The following is a 14,881-nucleotide window of genomic DNA, read 5'->3' as shown; positions in this document are numbered from 1 at the left end:
GTCACGATGGGCCGAGGCGGCGTGCCAACTCCCGTACCGCGTCGGTGAAGGTCTCGTCGGATTCGCACGGCCAGTGTCCCTGGATCGGCGGGGGCACGCTGTCACCCGGCGGGGTCACCACGTCGATGGGGTCCCGCTGACGACGATCCACTCTGGACGCCGGATCGCTGGTCGGACCGTGGGTGGGGAAGATCCGGCCGCCGATCGAGTCGGTGTCGCGCCACAGGTTCACCCATCGCCAGCCGATTCGCTCGCCGATCTCGCGCAGCACCGCGTCGTCGATGTACGCGGGAAAGAGCCGCGCGTAGAGCCGGCGCAGCGGTGACCCGTGCGTGAGCAGCGCGACGCGGGCGCCGATCCGTGGCGGCAGTTGGAGCACTGTCGCGGCGAGCAGGACCGAGCCGTGGCTGTGACCGGTGAGCACCACTGTGTCGCCGCGTTCGACCAGGTAGATGATTCGTCGGGTCAGCTCCGGCACGGCGCGTTCGGCGTAGCAGGGTGGCGCGAACGGGTGGGCGGCCCGGGGCCAGAAGGTGCCGAGGTCCCAGATGACACCGACGTGCCGCCGGAACGGGACGGTCCGGTACGCGAAGATTCCGCCGATGATCAGGGCGAGGATGACCGCCGCGATCTTCCAACTGCCGAGCGCGATGCCGAAGGTGATCACGTCGGCGGGCACTCCCACGTACCTTTCGGCGACGTGGCTGGGAAACACCCCCAGCAGGCCGATGGTGGTGGTGGCCATGCCGACGCCGGTGAGGCAGGCGAAGACGACTGCCAACAGCACCAGTTTCTCGGTGAACAGTGCCTTTGCTATCGCGTCGCGGACCTGCCGCAGTCGTGGCAGGGCCTCCGCCGGCCGATCTGGGTAGTCGCGTGCGACGACCGTCGCCGCGGCGCGGTTCCGGCCAGGGCGGGAGAACACCACGACAAAACCGGCGACGACCGTCGTGACCAGCACGGTCCGGAAAAACCCGAAGATCGCCCAGGTGTACGCCCCGGGCGGGCCGGCAGCGAGGCCCTCCCCGGTCGGCAGGTTGCGGTCCAGGAAGTCCGCCACCCGGTAGACAAGCTCCGAGGAGTACGCCACCGCAATGCTGATGGAGATGGATGAGATGGCCAGCGCTCCCAGACCGAAAAGCGGACTGCCGTCGCTCTGGCGGTCCCGGTGCCGGAGCAGGACCCCGCCGAACACGGCCAGCAGTGTCGTCTGGGCGATGCACAGCCCCGCCAGGATCGCCTCGTAGCCGGGCAGCGTGCGCCCCTCCTGCCATGGCTCGGGGCTGGTCAGCACGTGGATCACCGCCAGGGCGGCAAGGATGACGGCGATGGTCCGTAGCGTGCGCGTGATCGTGTCGAGTCGGGTGTTTGTCGGAGCCCTGTCGATCAGCGCGGGGGTGCACAGCAGGCCCACACAGGCGGTCAGGACCACGCCGGTGGCGACCGCCAGCGTGAGCGTGGCGGCTGAGGCACTGTTCGTGGCGCGGGCGGCGAGCAGGACGGTGCTCAGCGTCGCGAACGCCGCAGCGACGTGTACGGAACGGAGCCGCCCCACAAGCGGTTCGGCGTCCCACTTGCCGACCGCGCTGAGCCGATGCCCGCCCAGCTCCTCGTCGGGTGCCCGGAACGCCTCGAACGATCTTCCGGGTCGGTTGCTGAGCCGCCAGACCAGGGCGATCGCGGCGGCCGGGACCAGCGCGAGCACCGCCAGCCGCACCCCGATCCGCTGCCCGCTCAGCCAGGACAGCCAGCTTCGCCCGGCCAGGCAGCGGGATGACGTCAGGCACTTCCAGGCGACAAGGTCCAGGGCGACGCCCGCGACGGCCAACACGTACAGCACGGTGAGCATCAGTGCCAGCACCCGGCACAGGGATTTGACCACCGCCTCCGAGCCCGGCTTCGCGGGGCGCATCCAGATCGCCACGTTGGCCAGCATGAACGGCAGCAGGAACACCAATCCGAGGGTCCGGGCCACGGTCCCAGAGGGCAGGTCACCCCAGCGGTACGCCTCCAGCGTCACGCCCGGTACGCCCTCCGGCGCCGGTCCGGACGGGCGTATCCGGAAAAAGCCCCCGCTGCGGTCGCCGGCGACCTGCGCCGACTGCTGTAGACCCAGCATCTGGTCGGCTCCGGCGCCGGAGACTCCGTGCACCCGCAGTTCGATGATGTCGCACGAGGTGTCGCGCCCGTTCAACAGTGCTGATCCATCCGCCATCGCCCCCCGAGGCGTTCCGGCAGCCCGGCCGACTATCCGGGCCGGGGACGCCCCGCCACCGGTGTGGCGGACCCGCGTCTACCCCGGTTCGGCGGAGCCATTCGTGCGGTGTCGTCCTGCCGCGCGAGTTCGGAACGTCCGGTCGGCCCGGCGACGACCGGCCGTCGTCCCGGCGGGCATGAGTCGGGCCGACCCGGGTAGCCGCCGCCATGGCGGCTGCCGGTCGGTCGGGAACGGACGGGGGAGCTCCGACCCGTACCGATGATTCCGCGTGGGCGGGCCTCGCGGCAACGGTCGCCCGGCTCCGTGAGCGTGCGGTGGCGACGCTGCGGGACCGTCTGCGTCGGGTGGGGGCCATCGGTGGCCTGGCCCTGCAGGCCGGGCTGGCCGCCGCGTTGTCCTGGCTTGTGGCGCACGACATCCTGCACGTCTCCCAGCCGGTGTTCGCGCCGATCTCCGCCGTGTCGACCCTCGCTGCGTCGGTCGGCCAACGCCTCCGCCGTACCGTGGAGCTGATCATCGGGGTGTCCGTTGGGGTGTTCGTCGGTGATCTGCTGCTGGCGGCGTTGGGCACCGGGGTGTGGCAACTCGCGCTCATCGTCGTGCTGGCGGTCCTCGTCGCGCTGTTCCTCGTCGGCAGTGCTGCCGTGGTGCTCCAGGCCGGCGCGACGGCGGTGCTCATCGCCACCCTCAGCCCTTCCGTGCGGGACCTGGAGATCCCGCGCTTCGTGGACGTGCTCATCGGAGGTGGCGTGGCGCTGTTGGTCACCGCCGTGCTGCTGCCCCTGAATCCGCTGCGTGTGCTCAACCGGGCCGCCCGGCCGGCGTTTGACCTGCTCAGCACGCAGCTCGACGCCACCGCAGCGGCGTTGGCAGACGGCGACGCCGGCCCTGCCCGGACCGCTCTGGCGGCGTTGCGGCAGAACAAGGGGGAGTTGAGCGCGCTCGTCGAGGCGACCCAGGGTGCTCGGGAGGCCAGCACCCTGTCGCCTGTGCACTGGCACGAGCGGCGCGGGCCGGTGGGTCGGTACGCGCGGGCGGCGGAGCCGATCGACCGGGCGATGCGCAACACCGGCACGCTGATCCGCCGGGCGGTGAGTCTGATCGAGGACGGTGAGCCGGTTCCGGCGTCGATGCCGCAGGCGGTCACCGAGCTGGCCGACGCGGTCCGGCTGCTCAAGCAGCAGTTCGCCGCCGGTCACGAACCCGATCGGGCGCGGGTGCGGGCGTTGCAGGCGGTGTGCAGGGCCGGTGACGCCTATCGGGAGGGGGTCGGCTTCTCCGGTGCCGTCGTGGTGGCTCAGGTCCGGACGACTGTCAGCGATCTGCTGGTGGCGACCGGGCTGACCCAGGAGGCAGCGAACCGGCTGGTCAGGCGTGCTTTCGGAGAGCTGGTCCGGCACGACGCTGCCGACGCGGGCGAGTGAGATGGCATCACTCTGAGCCTAAGGTGTTGCGTGCTGAGCCAAAGTGGTGCCATCATGGCGTCATGGATTTGAGGCCGTACGTCGAGAACCTGCGTAACGAGTTCGCCGTCGCCGCCGAGGGCGTCGACCCGGACGGCCGGGTGCTGGCCGAGCGGCTCTTCACCCAACTGGAGGCGGCGACCCACCTCACGCTGCTGGAGGCGCTGTCCGACGCGGCCGACGAGATCACCCGCGACCTCGCTCCGGGGTCGGTGCACGTCCGGCTACGCGGGCGCGACCCCGACTTCGTGGTGACACCTGCCAACCCGCCGACCAGCGGGCCGGCCGAGCAGACCGAGCAGTCCGGGCCGGCGACGCTGCCGGCGCCCGTGCTGCCACCGGACGGCGACGACGGCGGCACGTCGAGGATCAACCTGCGCCTTCCCGACCACCTGAAGGCAAGCGTCGAGGAGGCCGCCGGCCGGGCCGGGCTGTCGGTGAACGCCTGGCTGGTGCGGGCTGTCGCCGCTGCCGTCGGGGCCGGTGACGCGGACCGTCGCCCCGCCCGCCGGCCGGAGCCCCGCGCCGGCCAGCACTTCACCGGCTGGGCGCGCTGACCGCCCGCTCCCTCTTTTCCTTTCCACCCCGCTCACCAGCGGCGACACCCGCTGGCATCCTCCCGGGAGACCACCATGCCTGTTTTCGACACACCCGAGCCCATCTCCGTGCATGTCGAACTGCCCGTCGGCGACGCGTGGATCTCCGCGTCCGACCGCACCGACACCGTCGTCGAGGTGCGGCCCCGCGACCCGTCGAGCAAGGCCGACGTGAGCGCCGCCCAACAAACCACGATCGAGTACGCCTCCGGCCGACTGACGATCCGGGTGCCGAAGAGCTGGCGCCGCTACGGCCCCGGCCCCGGGCCCTCGGTCGACGTCCTCATCGAGGTGCCGGCCGGCTCACGGATGCACGCCGAGGCGTCGTGGGCGGCGTTCCGCGGTGAGGGCCGGCTCGGCGAGTGCCACGTCAAGACCGGCGGCGCGATCCGACTCGACGAGACCGGGCCGCTGGACATCGACACCAACCACGGCGAGGTCACAGTGACACGCGTCGACGGCCCCGCCCGGGTGAAGGCGTCCTCCGGCAAGGTGCGCCTCGGCGAGGTCGACGGCACCGCCGAGATCAAGAACTCGTCCGGCGACTGCTGGATCGGCCGGGGCGGCGGAGACATCCGGATCAACACCGCACACGGCGACATCGCCATCGACCAGTCGGCGGCCTCCGTGACGGCACGCACCGCGTACGGCAACGTGCGACTCGGCGAGGTCGCCCGCGGGTCGGTGGAGTTGCAGACCTCGTACGGGGCCATCGAGGTCGGCGTCCGGCGCGGGACCGCCGCGTGGCTCGACGTCGGTTCCCGCCACGGCCGGGTCCACAACGCCCTGTCCACGACCGACAGCCCGGCAGAGACCGACGAGACCGTCGAGATCCGGGCCAACACCTCCTACGGCGACATCATGATCCGCCGTGCCTGACCGCCGGGCGACACCGGACACGAATCGAGGAGCCATGACCCTGCCAACCCAGCCCGCGATCGTCGCGAGCGGCCTGCGAAAGTCCTACGGCGACAAGGTGGTCCTCGACGGCATCGACCTGGAGATCCGCGCGGGAACGATCTTCGCGCTGCTCGGTCCCAACGGTGCCGGCAAGACCACCACCGTGCAGATCCTGTCCACCCTCATCGCCGCCGACTCCGGCCAGGCCAGCATCGCCGGCCACGATCTGACCCGGGAGCCGTACGCGGTCCGCGCGCTGATCGGCGTCACGGGCCAGTTCTCCGCCGTCGACAGCCTGCTCACCGGGCGGGAGAACCTTCGCCTCATGGCCGACCTGTGTCACCTGGGCCGGGCGGCAGGTCGACGGCGTACCGCCGATCTGCTCGACCAGTTCGATCTTGTCGAGGCGGCGGACAAGCCGGCGGCGACGTACTCCGGTGGCATGCGACGGCGGCTCGACCTCGCCATGACACTTGTCGGCGAACCCCGCGTCATCTTCCTCGACGAGCCCACGACGGGCCTCGACCCGCGTAGCCGCCGCGCCATGTGGCAGATCATCCGCGACCTCTCCGCCGGTGGGGTCACCATCCTGCTCACCACGCAGTATCTGGAGGAGGCCGACCACCTCGCCGACCGCGTCGCGTTCCTCGACCACGGCCGCCTGATCGCCGAGGGCACCCCGCACGCGCTCAAGCGGCTCATCCCCGGTGGGCACGTCGTGTTGCGGTTCGCCGACCAGGACGGGCTCGACGCGGCGGCCCGTACGTTCGCCGGTGCGACCCGGGACGACGCGGCGCTCACCCTCCAGGTCCCGAGCGACGGCGGCGTCGGATCGTTGCGCTCAGTGCTCGACCAGCTCGACAGCGCGTCGATAACCGTGGCCGGCCTCGCCGTGCACACCCCCGACCTCGACGACGTCTTCCTCACCCTCACCGGCCAGACCGACAAGGAAGGGGCCCTGGTGCGATGAGCACCCTCACCCTCGCCGCCCGCGATTCGGGCACGATGTTGCGGCGCAACCTGCTCCACATGCGGCGCTACCCGTCGCTGACACTCATGCTCGTCGGCATCCCGGTCATCCTGCTGCTGCTCTTCGTGTACGTCTTCGGCGGCACCCTGGGCGCCGGCCTCGGGCCCACCGGTGACCGCGCCGATTACGCCAACTACGTCACCCCGGGCATCCTGCTCATCACTGTGGCGAGCGCGGCGCAGGGCACCGCCATCTCGGTCGCTATGGACATGACCGAAGGCATCATCGCCCGTTTCCGTACGATGGCGATCTTCCGGCCGTCGGTGCTCACCGCCCACGTGCTCGGCAGCCTCATCCAGGCGTTGCTCAGCCTCGCGGCGGTCACCGGGGTGGCGCTGCTCGTCGGGTTCCGGCCCAACTCCACGGCGATCGAGTGGATCGCCGTGATCGGCGTCCTCGCCATGATCACTTTCGCGGTGACCTGGTTGTCGGTCGCGCTCGGCCTGGTCACCAAGAGCGTCGAGACGGCAAGCAATCTGCCCATGCCGCTGGTGCTGCTGCCCTTCCTCGGCAGCGGGTTCGTCCCCACCGACTCGATGCCGACCCCGGTGCGGTGGTTCGCCGACCACCAGCCCTTCACACCGGTCATGGAGACCCTGCGCGGCTTGTTCTTCGGTACCGGTATCGGCAGTAACGCGATCGAGGCGGTCGCGTGGTGCGCGGCCATCAGCGTGGTCTGCTTCTTCTGGGCCAGGGCGTTGTACAACCGCGACCCGAGCGCCTGACCCGACACGCACCCGTCGTGACTCGCGGCGCAGTCCCGGCCGAGGCGAGGCGCGAACGGGGGTGGCCCGCACGATTGCCCGACAGCCCGGCCCCGATGGGCCGGGCTGTCGGCTGTCGGCGCGGACGTGGTTCGCGTCGGCCCCGGAGCACGCTCGACCAAACATCAAATGTTATCGATAACAATGCGCCGCCGGGTCGGCTGGCCGGGGTCGCCGCTGGTCGCCGGAGCGCTTGATCCTGGGCACTGTGCTGACCCGTCGGTCGATACAGAGATCCGACCACAGGACCGCGAAGCCCGATGATGTTATCGCTGACACTGGCGCTGGCGGCAGTCGCTCCTGTTCGGATGTCCGCCTCGCGATCGTGGTCGACGGCGGGCGACTCGTCCCTGACCGTCGGGGAGGGTGCCGTCGTCGAGGCAGCCCCTACGGGGCCGCCGACCCGCCAGCATGTCCCCAGAATGCCGGACTTCCGCGCTTTGCCCCGGTCTGATGGCTGCCTGTGTGCCCGGATGGGCCTCCGCGTTCCGTTACGGAGCTGTTGCGGGTAGATGTCTTGACGAGCCTGGATGTGAGCGTTAACACTATCCCCGTTAACGGCGGAGGTGAACATGAACCGTGTGGACGGAGCTGCCGAAAGCTACGTCGTCGGTGTCGACTACGGCACCCTCTCCGGGCGGGCACTCGTGGTCCGGGTCGGTGATGGTGCCGAGGTCGGGACCGCGGTGCACGAGTACGGCGACGGGGTGATCAGCGCGGCGCTTCCCAACGGCCGGTCGCTGCCCCCGGACTGGGCTCTGCAGAACCCGCAGGACTACCGCGACGTGCTGCGTCACGCCGTTCCGGCAGCGGTGTCCGCAGCGGGGATCGACCCGGCCGCCGTGATCGGCATCGGCATCGACTTCACCGCCTGCACGGTGCTGCCGACGTTCGCCGATGGCACCCCGCTCTGCGAGGACCCCGATCTGCGCGACCGGCCGCACGCGTGGGTCAAGCTGTGGAAGCACCACGCCGCGCAGCCGCACGCCGACCGGATCAACGCGTTGGCCCACGAGCGGGCCGAGCCGTGGATCGGCCGGTACGGCGGCAAGATCTCCGCCGAGTGGCAGTTCGCCAAGGGCCTGCAGATCCTGGAGGAGGACCCCGAGGTCTACCACCGGGCCGAGCGCTTCATCGAGGCGGCCGACTGGATCGTCTGGCAGCTCTGCGGCGCCGAGACCCGCAATGTCTGCACTGCCGGCTACAAGGGGATCCTCCAGGACGGCCAGTACCCGTCCGAGGGCTTCCTGACCGCGCTCAACCCCGGCTTCGGCGACTTCGTAACCAAGCTGGACGGTCCGCTGCTGCCGCTGGGTGCCAAGGCCGGCACGCTCACCGCCACCGCTGCGGCGTGGACCGGGCTGCCGGAGGGGATCGCGGTGGCCGTCGGCAACGTCGACGCGCACGTCACAGCGGCCTCGGCGCAGGCCGTGGAGCCCGGTCGGCTCGTCGCCATCATGGGCACCTCCACCTGCCACGTGGTCAACGGTCGGCAACCCGCCGAGGTGGCCGGCATGTGCGGGGTGGTCGACGGCGGCATCAGCCCCGGCGCATGGGGCTACGAGGCCGGGCAGAGCGGTGTCGGCGACATCTTCGGCTGGTTCGTCGAGCACGCCACCCCGGCCGGGGCCGCCTCGCACGAGCACCTCACCGCACTGGCCGCCAGCCAACCGGTCGGCGCGCACGGCCTTGTCGCGCTGGACTGGTGGAACGGCAACCGCTCGCTGCTTGTCAACCACGACCTGAGCGGGATGATCGTCGGGATGACCCTGGCCACCCGGCCGCAGGACATCTACCGGGCGCTGCTGGAATCCACCGCCTACGGCACCCGCATGATCATCGAGGCGTTCGTCGAGGCCGGCGTGCCTGTCGACGACCTGGTGATCGCCGGTGGCCTCACCTCCAACGAGCTGCTGATGCAGATCTACGCCGACGTGACCCGACGGCCGCTGAACATCATCGCCTCCGCGCAGGGTCCGGCGCTCGGATCGGCGATCCACGCTGCCGTCGCCGCCGGCGCGTACCCGTCGGTGCACGAGGCGTCGCAGGCCATGGGGAAGGTGCACGAGGCCGTCTACCGGCCGGACCCCGACCGGGCCCGCGCCTACGACGCCCTCTACGCGGAGTACCGGGCCTTGCACGACCACTTCGGCCGGGGCGGCAACGACGTCATGCTCCGCCTGCGGGCGATCCGCAACGCGGCGGTGGGGACCGCCGAGGCGCCGGCCGACAGCGCCCCCGTGACCGCTCACGAGACCCCGTTGGAGGTCGTCGCATGACCATCGAGGTGACCCGACAGATCCGCGAGCTGCGTGAGACGGTCGCCCGTCTGCACTCCGAGCTGACCCGCTACCAGCTGGTGGCCTGGACGGCCGGCAACGTCTCGGCCCGCGTACCGGGCAGCGACCTCATGGTGATCAAGCCGAGCGGTGTGAGCTACGACGACCTCACGGCCGACACCATTGTGGTCTGTGACCTCGACGGCGTTCTCGTCGAGGGCGACCTCGCCCCGTCCAGCGACACCGCCGCCCACGCCTACGTCTACCGGGCCATGCCCGAGGTGGGCGGGGTCGTGCACACCCACAGCTCGTACGCGACCGCCTGGGCGGCCCGCGGTGAGTCCATTCCCTGCCACCTCACCGCGCAGGCCGACGAGTTCGGCGGCGAGATCCCGATCGGCCCGTTCGCGTTGATCGGCGGCGACGACATCGGCAAGGGCATCGTCGCCACGCTCGCCGGGCACCGCTCACCTGCGGTGTTGATGCGTAACCACGGCGTGTTCACCATCGGCCGTGACGCCCGCGCGGCGGTCAAGGCCGCGGTGATGTGTGAGGACGTCGCCCGCACCGCCCACCTGGCCCGGGCGCTCGGTCAGCCGGTGCCGATGGCACAGGCAGACATCGATGCCCTGTATCACCGCTACCAGAACGTCTACGGTCAACAACCAGTCGCACCGGCGAGTTCCTGACCGTCCAGCGTGGATCAGGGTCGCAGGTCTGCACCACCGACGTACCAGCACGCACCACCCGCGTAGGTCGCCTCTCGTACGTCGGCGGCGGACGCGGTCCCCACCACACCCAGCCAAGGAGAACTGATGAGAAAGATGCGTACGCAGTCCGCGCCGTGGCGCGCTGTCGCGGTCCTCGCCAGCGTGCTGCTCGTCGGCGGCGTGGCGGCCTGCGGCAACAGCGACACGGGCGGCGGCGGCTCCACGGACGACGGCAAGATCACGATGGGCTTCTCGCAGGTCGGCGCGGAGAGCGGGTGGCGTACCGCGAACACCACCTCGATCAAGGAGGCGGCAGCCGCGGCGGGCATCGAGCTGAAGTTCGACGACGCGCAGCAGAAGCAGGAAAACCAGATCAAGGCGATCCGCAACTACATCCAGCAGAAGGTCGACGTGATCGCCTTCTCGCCGGTTGTGGAATCCGGATGGGACACCGTCCTCAAGGAGGCCAAGGACGCCGACATCCCGGTCATCCTGACCGACCGCTCGGTCGACTCTGCCGACAAGTCGCTGTACAAGACCTTCCTCGGCTCGGACTTCGTCAAGGAGGGCCGGCTCGCCGGTGAGTGGCTGGTCGAGCAGAAGAAGAGCGCCTCGGGCCCGGTGAACATCGTCGAGTTGCAGGGCAACACCGGCGCGGCTCCGGCCAACGACCGCAAGAAGGGCTTCGGCGAGGCGATTGCCGCCAACCCGAACTTGAAGATCATCGCCTCCCAGCCGGGTGACTTCACCCGGGCGGGTGGCAAGCAGGTCATGGAGCAGTTCCTCAAGGCCAACCCGAAGATCGACGTGCTGTTCGCGCACAACGACGACATGGGCCTGGGTGCCCTCGAGGCGATCACCGCGGCCGGCAAGGAGCCGGGCAAGGACATCACCATCATCACTGTCGACGCGGTCAAGGACGGCATGCAGGCTCTCGCCGACGGGAAGTTCAACTTCATCGCGGAGTGCAGCCCGTTGCTCGGCCCACAGCTGATGGAACTGGCCAAGAAGGTCCACGCCGGCGAAGAGGTGCCGCCTCGGATCGAGACCGAGGAGACCACGTTCACGCAGGAGCAAGCGAAGGAAGCGCTGCCCAACCGTAAGTACTGATCGACGCCGGGGGGCCGCCGCGCTCGCGTGGCGGCCCCGCCGCGTCGCCTCCCTACCCGAAACGGACCGGGCTTGGCCCGCGGCGACCCCCGTACCACGCCCGCCCGAGCGACCCCCCAGGGTCGACCGGGCGGGCGTCGCGGGGGCGTAGCGGCCCTTCCGTGTCGACAACCCAGAAGAGGTCTGATGGGATGACGGATAGCCGTCCGGTCCTGACGATGACCGGGATCAGCAAGTCCTTCCCCGGGGTGCGCGCACTCCACAACGTCAACTTCCGGCTCTTCCCCGGCGAGGTGCACGCCCTGATGGGCGAGAACGGCGCCGGCAAGTCGACCCTCATCAAGGTGCTCACCGGTGTCTACGACACCGATGAGGGCGCGATCACCCTCCATGACGAGCCCGTGTCGTTCACCGGGCCCATGCAGGCGACCGCAGCTGGTGTGAGCACCGTTTTCCAGGAAGTCAACCTCTGCACCAACCTGTCGGTGGCGGAGAACATCTTCATCGGCCGTGAACCCCGGCTCCTCGGGGCCGTCCGCTGGGGTGAGGTCCGCCGCCGCGCCCGTACGCTGCTGGCCCGCCTCGACCTCGACCTCGATGTCAGCGCGCCACTCGGCTCGTACTCCCTGGCGATCCAGCAGATGGTCGCGATCGCCCGCGCCATCGACATCAAGGCGCGGGTGCTGATCCTGGACGAGCCGACGTCCAGCCTCGACGCCGGCGAGGTGGCGCAACTGTTCCGCATCATGCGGCAACTGCGCGACGAGGGCATCGCGATCCTGTTCGTCACCCACTTCCTCGACCAGGTCTACGAGATCGCCGACCGGATCACAGTGCTGCGCAACGGTGGACTCGTCGGCGAGTACCAGACCGCCGAGCTGCCCCAGCTCGCTCTCGTGGAAAAGATGATCGGCAAGGAACTCGACGTCCTGGAGGGCATCGAGGAGCACTCCCGCCGGGACCTTGCCGCGCTGGAGGAGGGCACCCCGCTGGTGGCGGTGTCGAACTTCGGCCGGTCCGGCGCGGTCGAGCCGTTCAGCCTCACCATCCACGCAGGCGAGGTGGTGGGCCTGGCCGGCCTGCTGGGCTCTGGGCGTACCGAGGTGGCGCGGTTGTTGTTCGGCGCCGACCGCACCGACGGCGGCCAGGTCGCCATCGACGGCACGGCGAGCAGTCTCCGTACCCCCGCCCAGGCCATCGACCACGGCGTCGGCTTCTGTTCCGAGAACCGCCGCGCGGAGGGCATCGTCGCCGACCTGTCGGTCCGCGAGAACATGATCCTCGCCATGCAGGCGGCCCGGGGCTGGCTGCGACCCATCCCGCGACGTCGCCAGGACGAGCTTGTCGACAAGTACGTCAAGGCCCTCAACATCCGGCCCGCTGACCCGGAGGTGCCGGTACGCAACCTGTCCGGCGGCAACCAGCAGAAGGTGCTGCTGGCCCGGTGGCTGATCACCGAGCCACGACTGCTGATCCTCGACGAGCCGACCCGGGGCATCGACATCGGCGCGAAGACCGAGATCCAGAAGCTCGTGACGCAGCTGTCCGACGGGGGCATGGCCGTGCTGTTCATCTCCGCCGAGTTGGAGGAGGTGCTGCGCCTGAGTCACAAGGTGGCAGTGATGCGGGACCGGCAGATGGTCGCGCAGCTCGCCAACGACGAGAGCCTCGACGCCGACCGCATCATGCAGACAATCGCCAGCGGATCCCACCGGGAGGAGGCAGACCGATGAACGACACAATGAGCCGCTTCCGGACGATGACCGGTCACCGGCTGTTCTGGCCCGCCGCCGTGCTGTTCGCCATGCTCGCCGCGAACACGATCTACCGGCCCGGGTTCCTGTCCATCGAGCTCAAGGACGGGCACCTGTACGGCACGCCGATCGACATCCTGCGGTTGAGCGCACCGCTGATCCTCGTCGCGCTGGGCATGACCCTTGTCATCTCGACCGGCGGCATCGACCTGTCGGTCGGCTCGCTCTGCGCGATCAGCGGCGCGATCGCCTGCATGTACATCAGCAAGCAGCCCGACCAGAACAGTCTCGGTGTGGTGGTGACCGCCCTCGCGCTGGCGATGGGGGTCTCGCTCGTGCTCGGCGCCTGGAACGGGGTGCTGGTGGCCGTGATCGGCATCCAACCGATCATCGCCACCCTGATCCTGATGGTCGCCGGCCGGGGTCTCGCCCAGCTGATCACCGAGGGCCAGATCATCACCATCAACTCGGAGCCGTACCGGGCGATCGGCCTGGGCCACGCGTTGACCCTGCCGCTTGCCATCTTCATCGCTCTCGCCGCGGCCCTGCTGGTGGCCGCGTTCACCCGTCGTACCGCGCTCGGCATGATCATCGAGTCGGTGGGCGGCAACTCAGTGGCGAGCCGGCTCGCCGGCATCCGGTCCAGCCGGGTCATCTTCCTCGCTTACGTGATCAGCGCCGCGTGCGCCGCGGTAGCCGGTTTCATGATGACGGCAAACGTCTCCAGCGCCGACGGCAACGCCGCCGGCCTCTGGGTCGAGCTGGACGCGATCCTCGCGGTCGTCATCGGCGGTACGTCCCTCGCGGGCGGTCGGTTCTTCCTCAGCGGCACGATCATCGGCGCGCTGATCATCCAGACCCTGACCACCACCGTGTACGCAATGGACATCTCACCGCAGACGTCGCTGCTGTTCAAAGCGGTGGTCGTCATCGCCGTCTGCCTCATCCAGGCGCCGGCCTTCCGGGCCAGGTTCAGCCGCCGTAGGCGAAACGTCCCGCCGCCCGCCCCCGTCGCCGACAAGCCGAAGGAGCAGGTGCCGGCATGACCACTGGATCGCTTACCGCCGGTCGTACCCGGTTCCGGCTGCCGAGGAAGCAGATACCGGTCCTGGCGACGCTGGCACTGCTGCTGGTGATGTACGGCATCGGCGTTTCGCAGTACACGGCGTTCTCCAACGTGCAGGTCATCTTCAACGTCTTCATCGACAACGGCTTCCTGCTCGTCGTCGCGGTGGGCATGACCTTCGTGATCCTCACCGGTGGCATCGACCTGTCGGTCGGGTCGGTAGTGGCCATGACGGCGATGGTGTCGGCCTGGCTGCTCCAGGAGGGCCTGCCGGCGGCACTGGTGCTCGTCATCGCCCTGCTCATCGGCCCGACGCTCGGCCTGCTGATGGGCTGCGTCATCCACTTCTTCGAGATCCAGCCGTTCATCGTGACGCTCGCCGGGATGTTCTTCGCCCGGGGCATGTGCACGTTCATCTCCGGCTCGTCCATCCCGATCACCGACGGGTTCTGGACCAGGATGTCGCAGGAGCGGATCGGCGACCCCAAGGGCAACTTCGTCTCGATCAGCGTGCTCATCGCCTTCGCCGTGGTGGCAGTGGCCGCGTACACGCTTGCCTACACCCGGTTGGGGCGCAACGTGTACGCCATCGGCGGCAACCCGCAGTCGGCGCTGCTGATGGGCCTGCCGGTGGGGCGGACCCGGATCGCCGTCTACACGATCAGTGGTCTGTGCTCGGCGATCGGCGGCATCCTGCTGTCCTTCTACACCCTCTCCGGCGCGCCGTTGATCGCCGTGGGAATGGAGTTGGACGTCATCGCCGCCGTCGTCATCGGTGGCACGGTGCTCACCGGCGGCGCGGGGTACGTCTTCGGCACGGTGCTCGGCGTACTGGTCCTGGGCGTCATCCAGACTCTCATCACCTTCGATGGGAGCCTCAACTCCTGGTGGACCAAGATCGTGATTGGGGGCCTGCTCTTCGTCTTCATCCTCCTCCAGCGCCTCATCGGAATCCGTTACAAGTGACCGCCCCTCTCGCGGAAGGCAACCC

The 14,881-nt window shown here is 69.6% G+C and carries 12 protein-coding genes; 11 read left to right on the top strand and 1 reads right to left on the bottom strand.

Annotated elements, in window-relative coordinates:
- Nucleotide 1 precedes the first annotated feature (1 nt).
- On the bottom strand, nucleotides 2–2,194 hold the full coding sequence (locus F4558_RS17520; protein ID WP_231639911.1) for a hypothetical protein: 2,193 nt from the start codon (nucleotides 2,192–2,194) through the stop codon (nucleotides 2–4).
- A 230-nt stretch (nucleotides 2,195–2,424) separates the two neighbouring features.
- Here F4558_RS17520 and F4558_RS17515 point away from each other — a divergent pair, with 230 nt between their 5' ends.
- The 11 genes from F4558_RS17515 (at nucleotide 2,425) to yjfF (ending at nucleotide 14,856) form a co-directional block, all read left to right on the top strand.
- Complete coding sequence (locus F4558_RS17515) at nucleotides 2,425–3,642, top strand: FUSC family protein (protein ID WP_167945194.1); 1,218 nt, start codon at nucleotides 2,425–2,427, stop codon at nucleotides 3,640–3,642.
- Nucleotides 3,643–3,704: 62 nt separating this feature from the next.
- Nucleotides 3,705–4,238 carry an AKAP7-like phosphoesterase domain-containing protein gene (locus tag F4558_RS17510; protein WP_053652798.1) on the top strand — a complete coding sequence of 178 codons (534 nt, stop codon included), beginning with the start codon at nucleotides 3,705–3,707 and terminating at the stop codon, nucleotides 4,236–4,238.
- Nucleotides 4,239–4,313: 75 nt separating this feature from the next.
- Nucleotides 4,314–5,156, top strand: a complete 843-nt coding sequence (locus tag F4558_RS17505; protein ID WP_167945193.1) for a DUF4097 family beta strand repeat-containing protein — start codon at nucleotides 4,314–4,316, stop codon at nucleotides 5,154–5,156.
- 34 nt (nucleotides 5,157–5,190) lie between these two features.
- Complete coding sequence (locus F4558_RS17500; RefSeq protein ID WP_167945192.1) at nucleotides 5,191–6,147, top strand: ATP-binding cassette domain-containing protein; 957 nt, start codon at nucleotides 5,191–5,193, stop codon at nucleotides 6,145–6,147.
- Nucleotides 6,144–6,932: an ABC transporter permease gene (locus F4558_RS17495; protein ID WP_053652795.1), complete on the top strand. Its 789-nt coding sequence runs from the start codon at nucleotides 6,144–6,146 to the stop codon at nucleotides 6,930–6,932. Before F4558_RS17500 ends, F4558_RS17495 begins: the two co-directional genes overlap by 4 nt.
- 611 nt (nucleotides 6,933–7,543) lie before the next feature.
- On the top strand, nucleotides 7,544–9,250 hold the full coding sequence (gene araB / locus F4558_RS17490) for a ribulokinase (protein ID WP_167945182.1): 1,707 nt from the start codon (nucleotides 7,544–7,546) through the stop codon (nucleotides 9,248–9,250).
- On the top strand, nucleotides 9,247–9,939 hold the full coding sequence (locus F4558_RS17485; RefSeq protein ID WP_053652793.1) for an L-ribulose-5-phosphate 4-epimerase: 693 nt from the start codon (nucleotides 9,247–9,249) through the stop codon (nucleotides 9,937–9,939). Before araB ends, F4558_RS17485 begins: the two co-directional genes overlap by 4 nt.
- 126 nt (nucleotides 9,940–10,065) lie before the next feature.
- The gene (locus F4558_RS17480) at nucleotides 10,066–11,070 is read left to right on the top strand and encodes an ABC transporter substrate-binding protein (protein ID WP_369814764.1); all 1,005 of its coding nucleotides are present in this window, start codon (nucleotides 10,066–10,068) and stop codon (nucleotides 11,068–11,070) included.
- Between the two features lie 191 nt (nucleotides 11,071–11,261).
- Nucleotides 11,262–12,803, top strand: a complete 1,542-nt coding sequence (locus F4558_RS17475) for a sugar ABC transporter ATP-binding protein (protein ID WP_053652791.1) — start codon at nucleotides 11,262–11,264, stop codon at nucleotides 12,801–12,803.
- Nucleotides 12,800–13,870 (top strand): ABC transporter permease, encoded by a 1,071-nt coding sequence (locus F4558_RS17470; RefSeq protein WP_053652790.1) that lies wholly within the window; start codon nucleotides 12,800–12,802, stop codon nucleotides 13,868–13,870. The genes F4558_RS17475 and F4558_RS17470 overlap by 4 nt, the downstream gene beginning before the upstream one ends.
- Nucleotides 13,867–14,856, top strand: a complete 990-nt coding sequence (gene yjfF / locus F4558_RS17465) for a galactofuranose ABC transporter, permease protein YjfF (protein WP_053652789.1) — start codon at nucleotides 13,867–13,869, stop codon at nucleotides 14,854–14,856. Before F4558_RS17470 ends, yjfF begins: the two co-directional genes overlap by 4 nt.
- Nucleotides 14,857–14,881: the final 25 nt, after the last annotated feature.

It is taken from the genome of Micromonospora profundi (assembly GCF_011927785.1).
Taxonomy (GTDB): Bacteria; Actinomycetota; Actinomycetes; order Mycobacteriales; family Micromonosporaceae; genus Micromonospora; species Micromonospora profundi.
Note: the sequence above shows the minus strand (reverse complement) of the source record. Positions and strands in the feature narration are given on the sequence as shown.

Excerpts from the sequence above, each read along its gene's own strand:
- F4558_RS17480 (WP_369814764.1), top strand. The coding sequence starts at position 10,066 with ATGAGAAAGATGCGTACGCAGTCCGCGCCGTGGCGCGCTGTCGCGGTC.
- F4558_RS17500 (WP_167945192.1), top strand. The coding sequence starts at position 5,191 with ATGACCCTGCCAACCCAGCCCGCGATCGTCGCGAGCGGCCTGCGAAAG.
- F4558_RS17485 (WP_053652793.1), top strand. The coding sequence starts at position 9,247 with ATGACCATCGAGGTGACCCGACAGATCCGCGAGCTGCGTGAGACGGTC.
- F4558_RS17495 (WP_053652795.1), top strand. The coding sequence starts at position 6,144 with ATGAGCACCCTCACCCTCGCCGCCCGCGATTCGGGCACGATGTTGCGG.
- F4558_RS17470 (WP_053652790.1), top strand. The coding sequence starts at position 12,800 with ATGAACGACACAATGAGCCGCTTCCGGACGATGACCGGTCACCGGCTG.
- F4558_RS17475 (WP_053652791.1), top strand. The coding sequence starts at position 11,262 with ATGACGGATAGCCGTCCGGTCCTGACGATGACCGGGATCAGCAAGTCC.
- F4558_RS17505 (WP_167945193.1), top strand. The coding sequence starts at position 4,314 with ATGCCTGTTTTCGACACACCCGAGCCCATCTCCGTGCATGTCGAACTG.
- yjfF (WP_053652789.1), top strand. The coding sequence starts at position 13,867 with ATGACCACTGGATCGCTTACCGCCGGTCGTACCCGGTTCCGGCTGCCG.
- araB (WP_167945182.1), top strand. The coding sequence starts at position 7,544 with ATGAACCGTGTGGACGGAGCTGCCGAAAGCTACGTCGTCGGTGTCGAC.
- F4558_RS17510 (WP_053652798.1), top strand. The coding sequence starts at position 3,705 with ATGGATTTGAGGCCGTACGTCGAGAACCTGCGTAACGAGTTCGCCGTC.
- F4558_RS17515 (WP_167945194.1), top strand. The coding sequence starts at position 2,425 with ATGGCGGCTGCCGGTCGGTCGGGAACGGACGGGGGAGCTCCGACCCGT.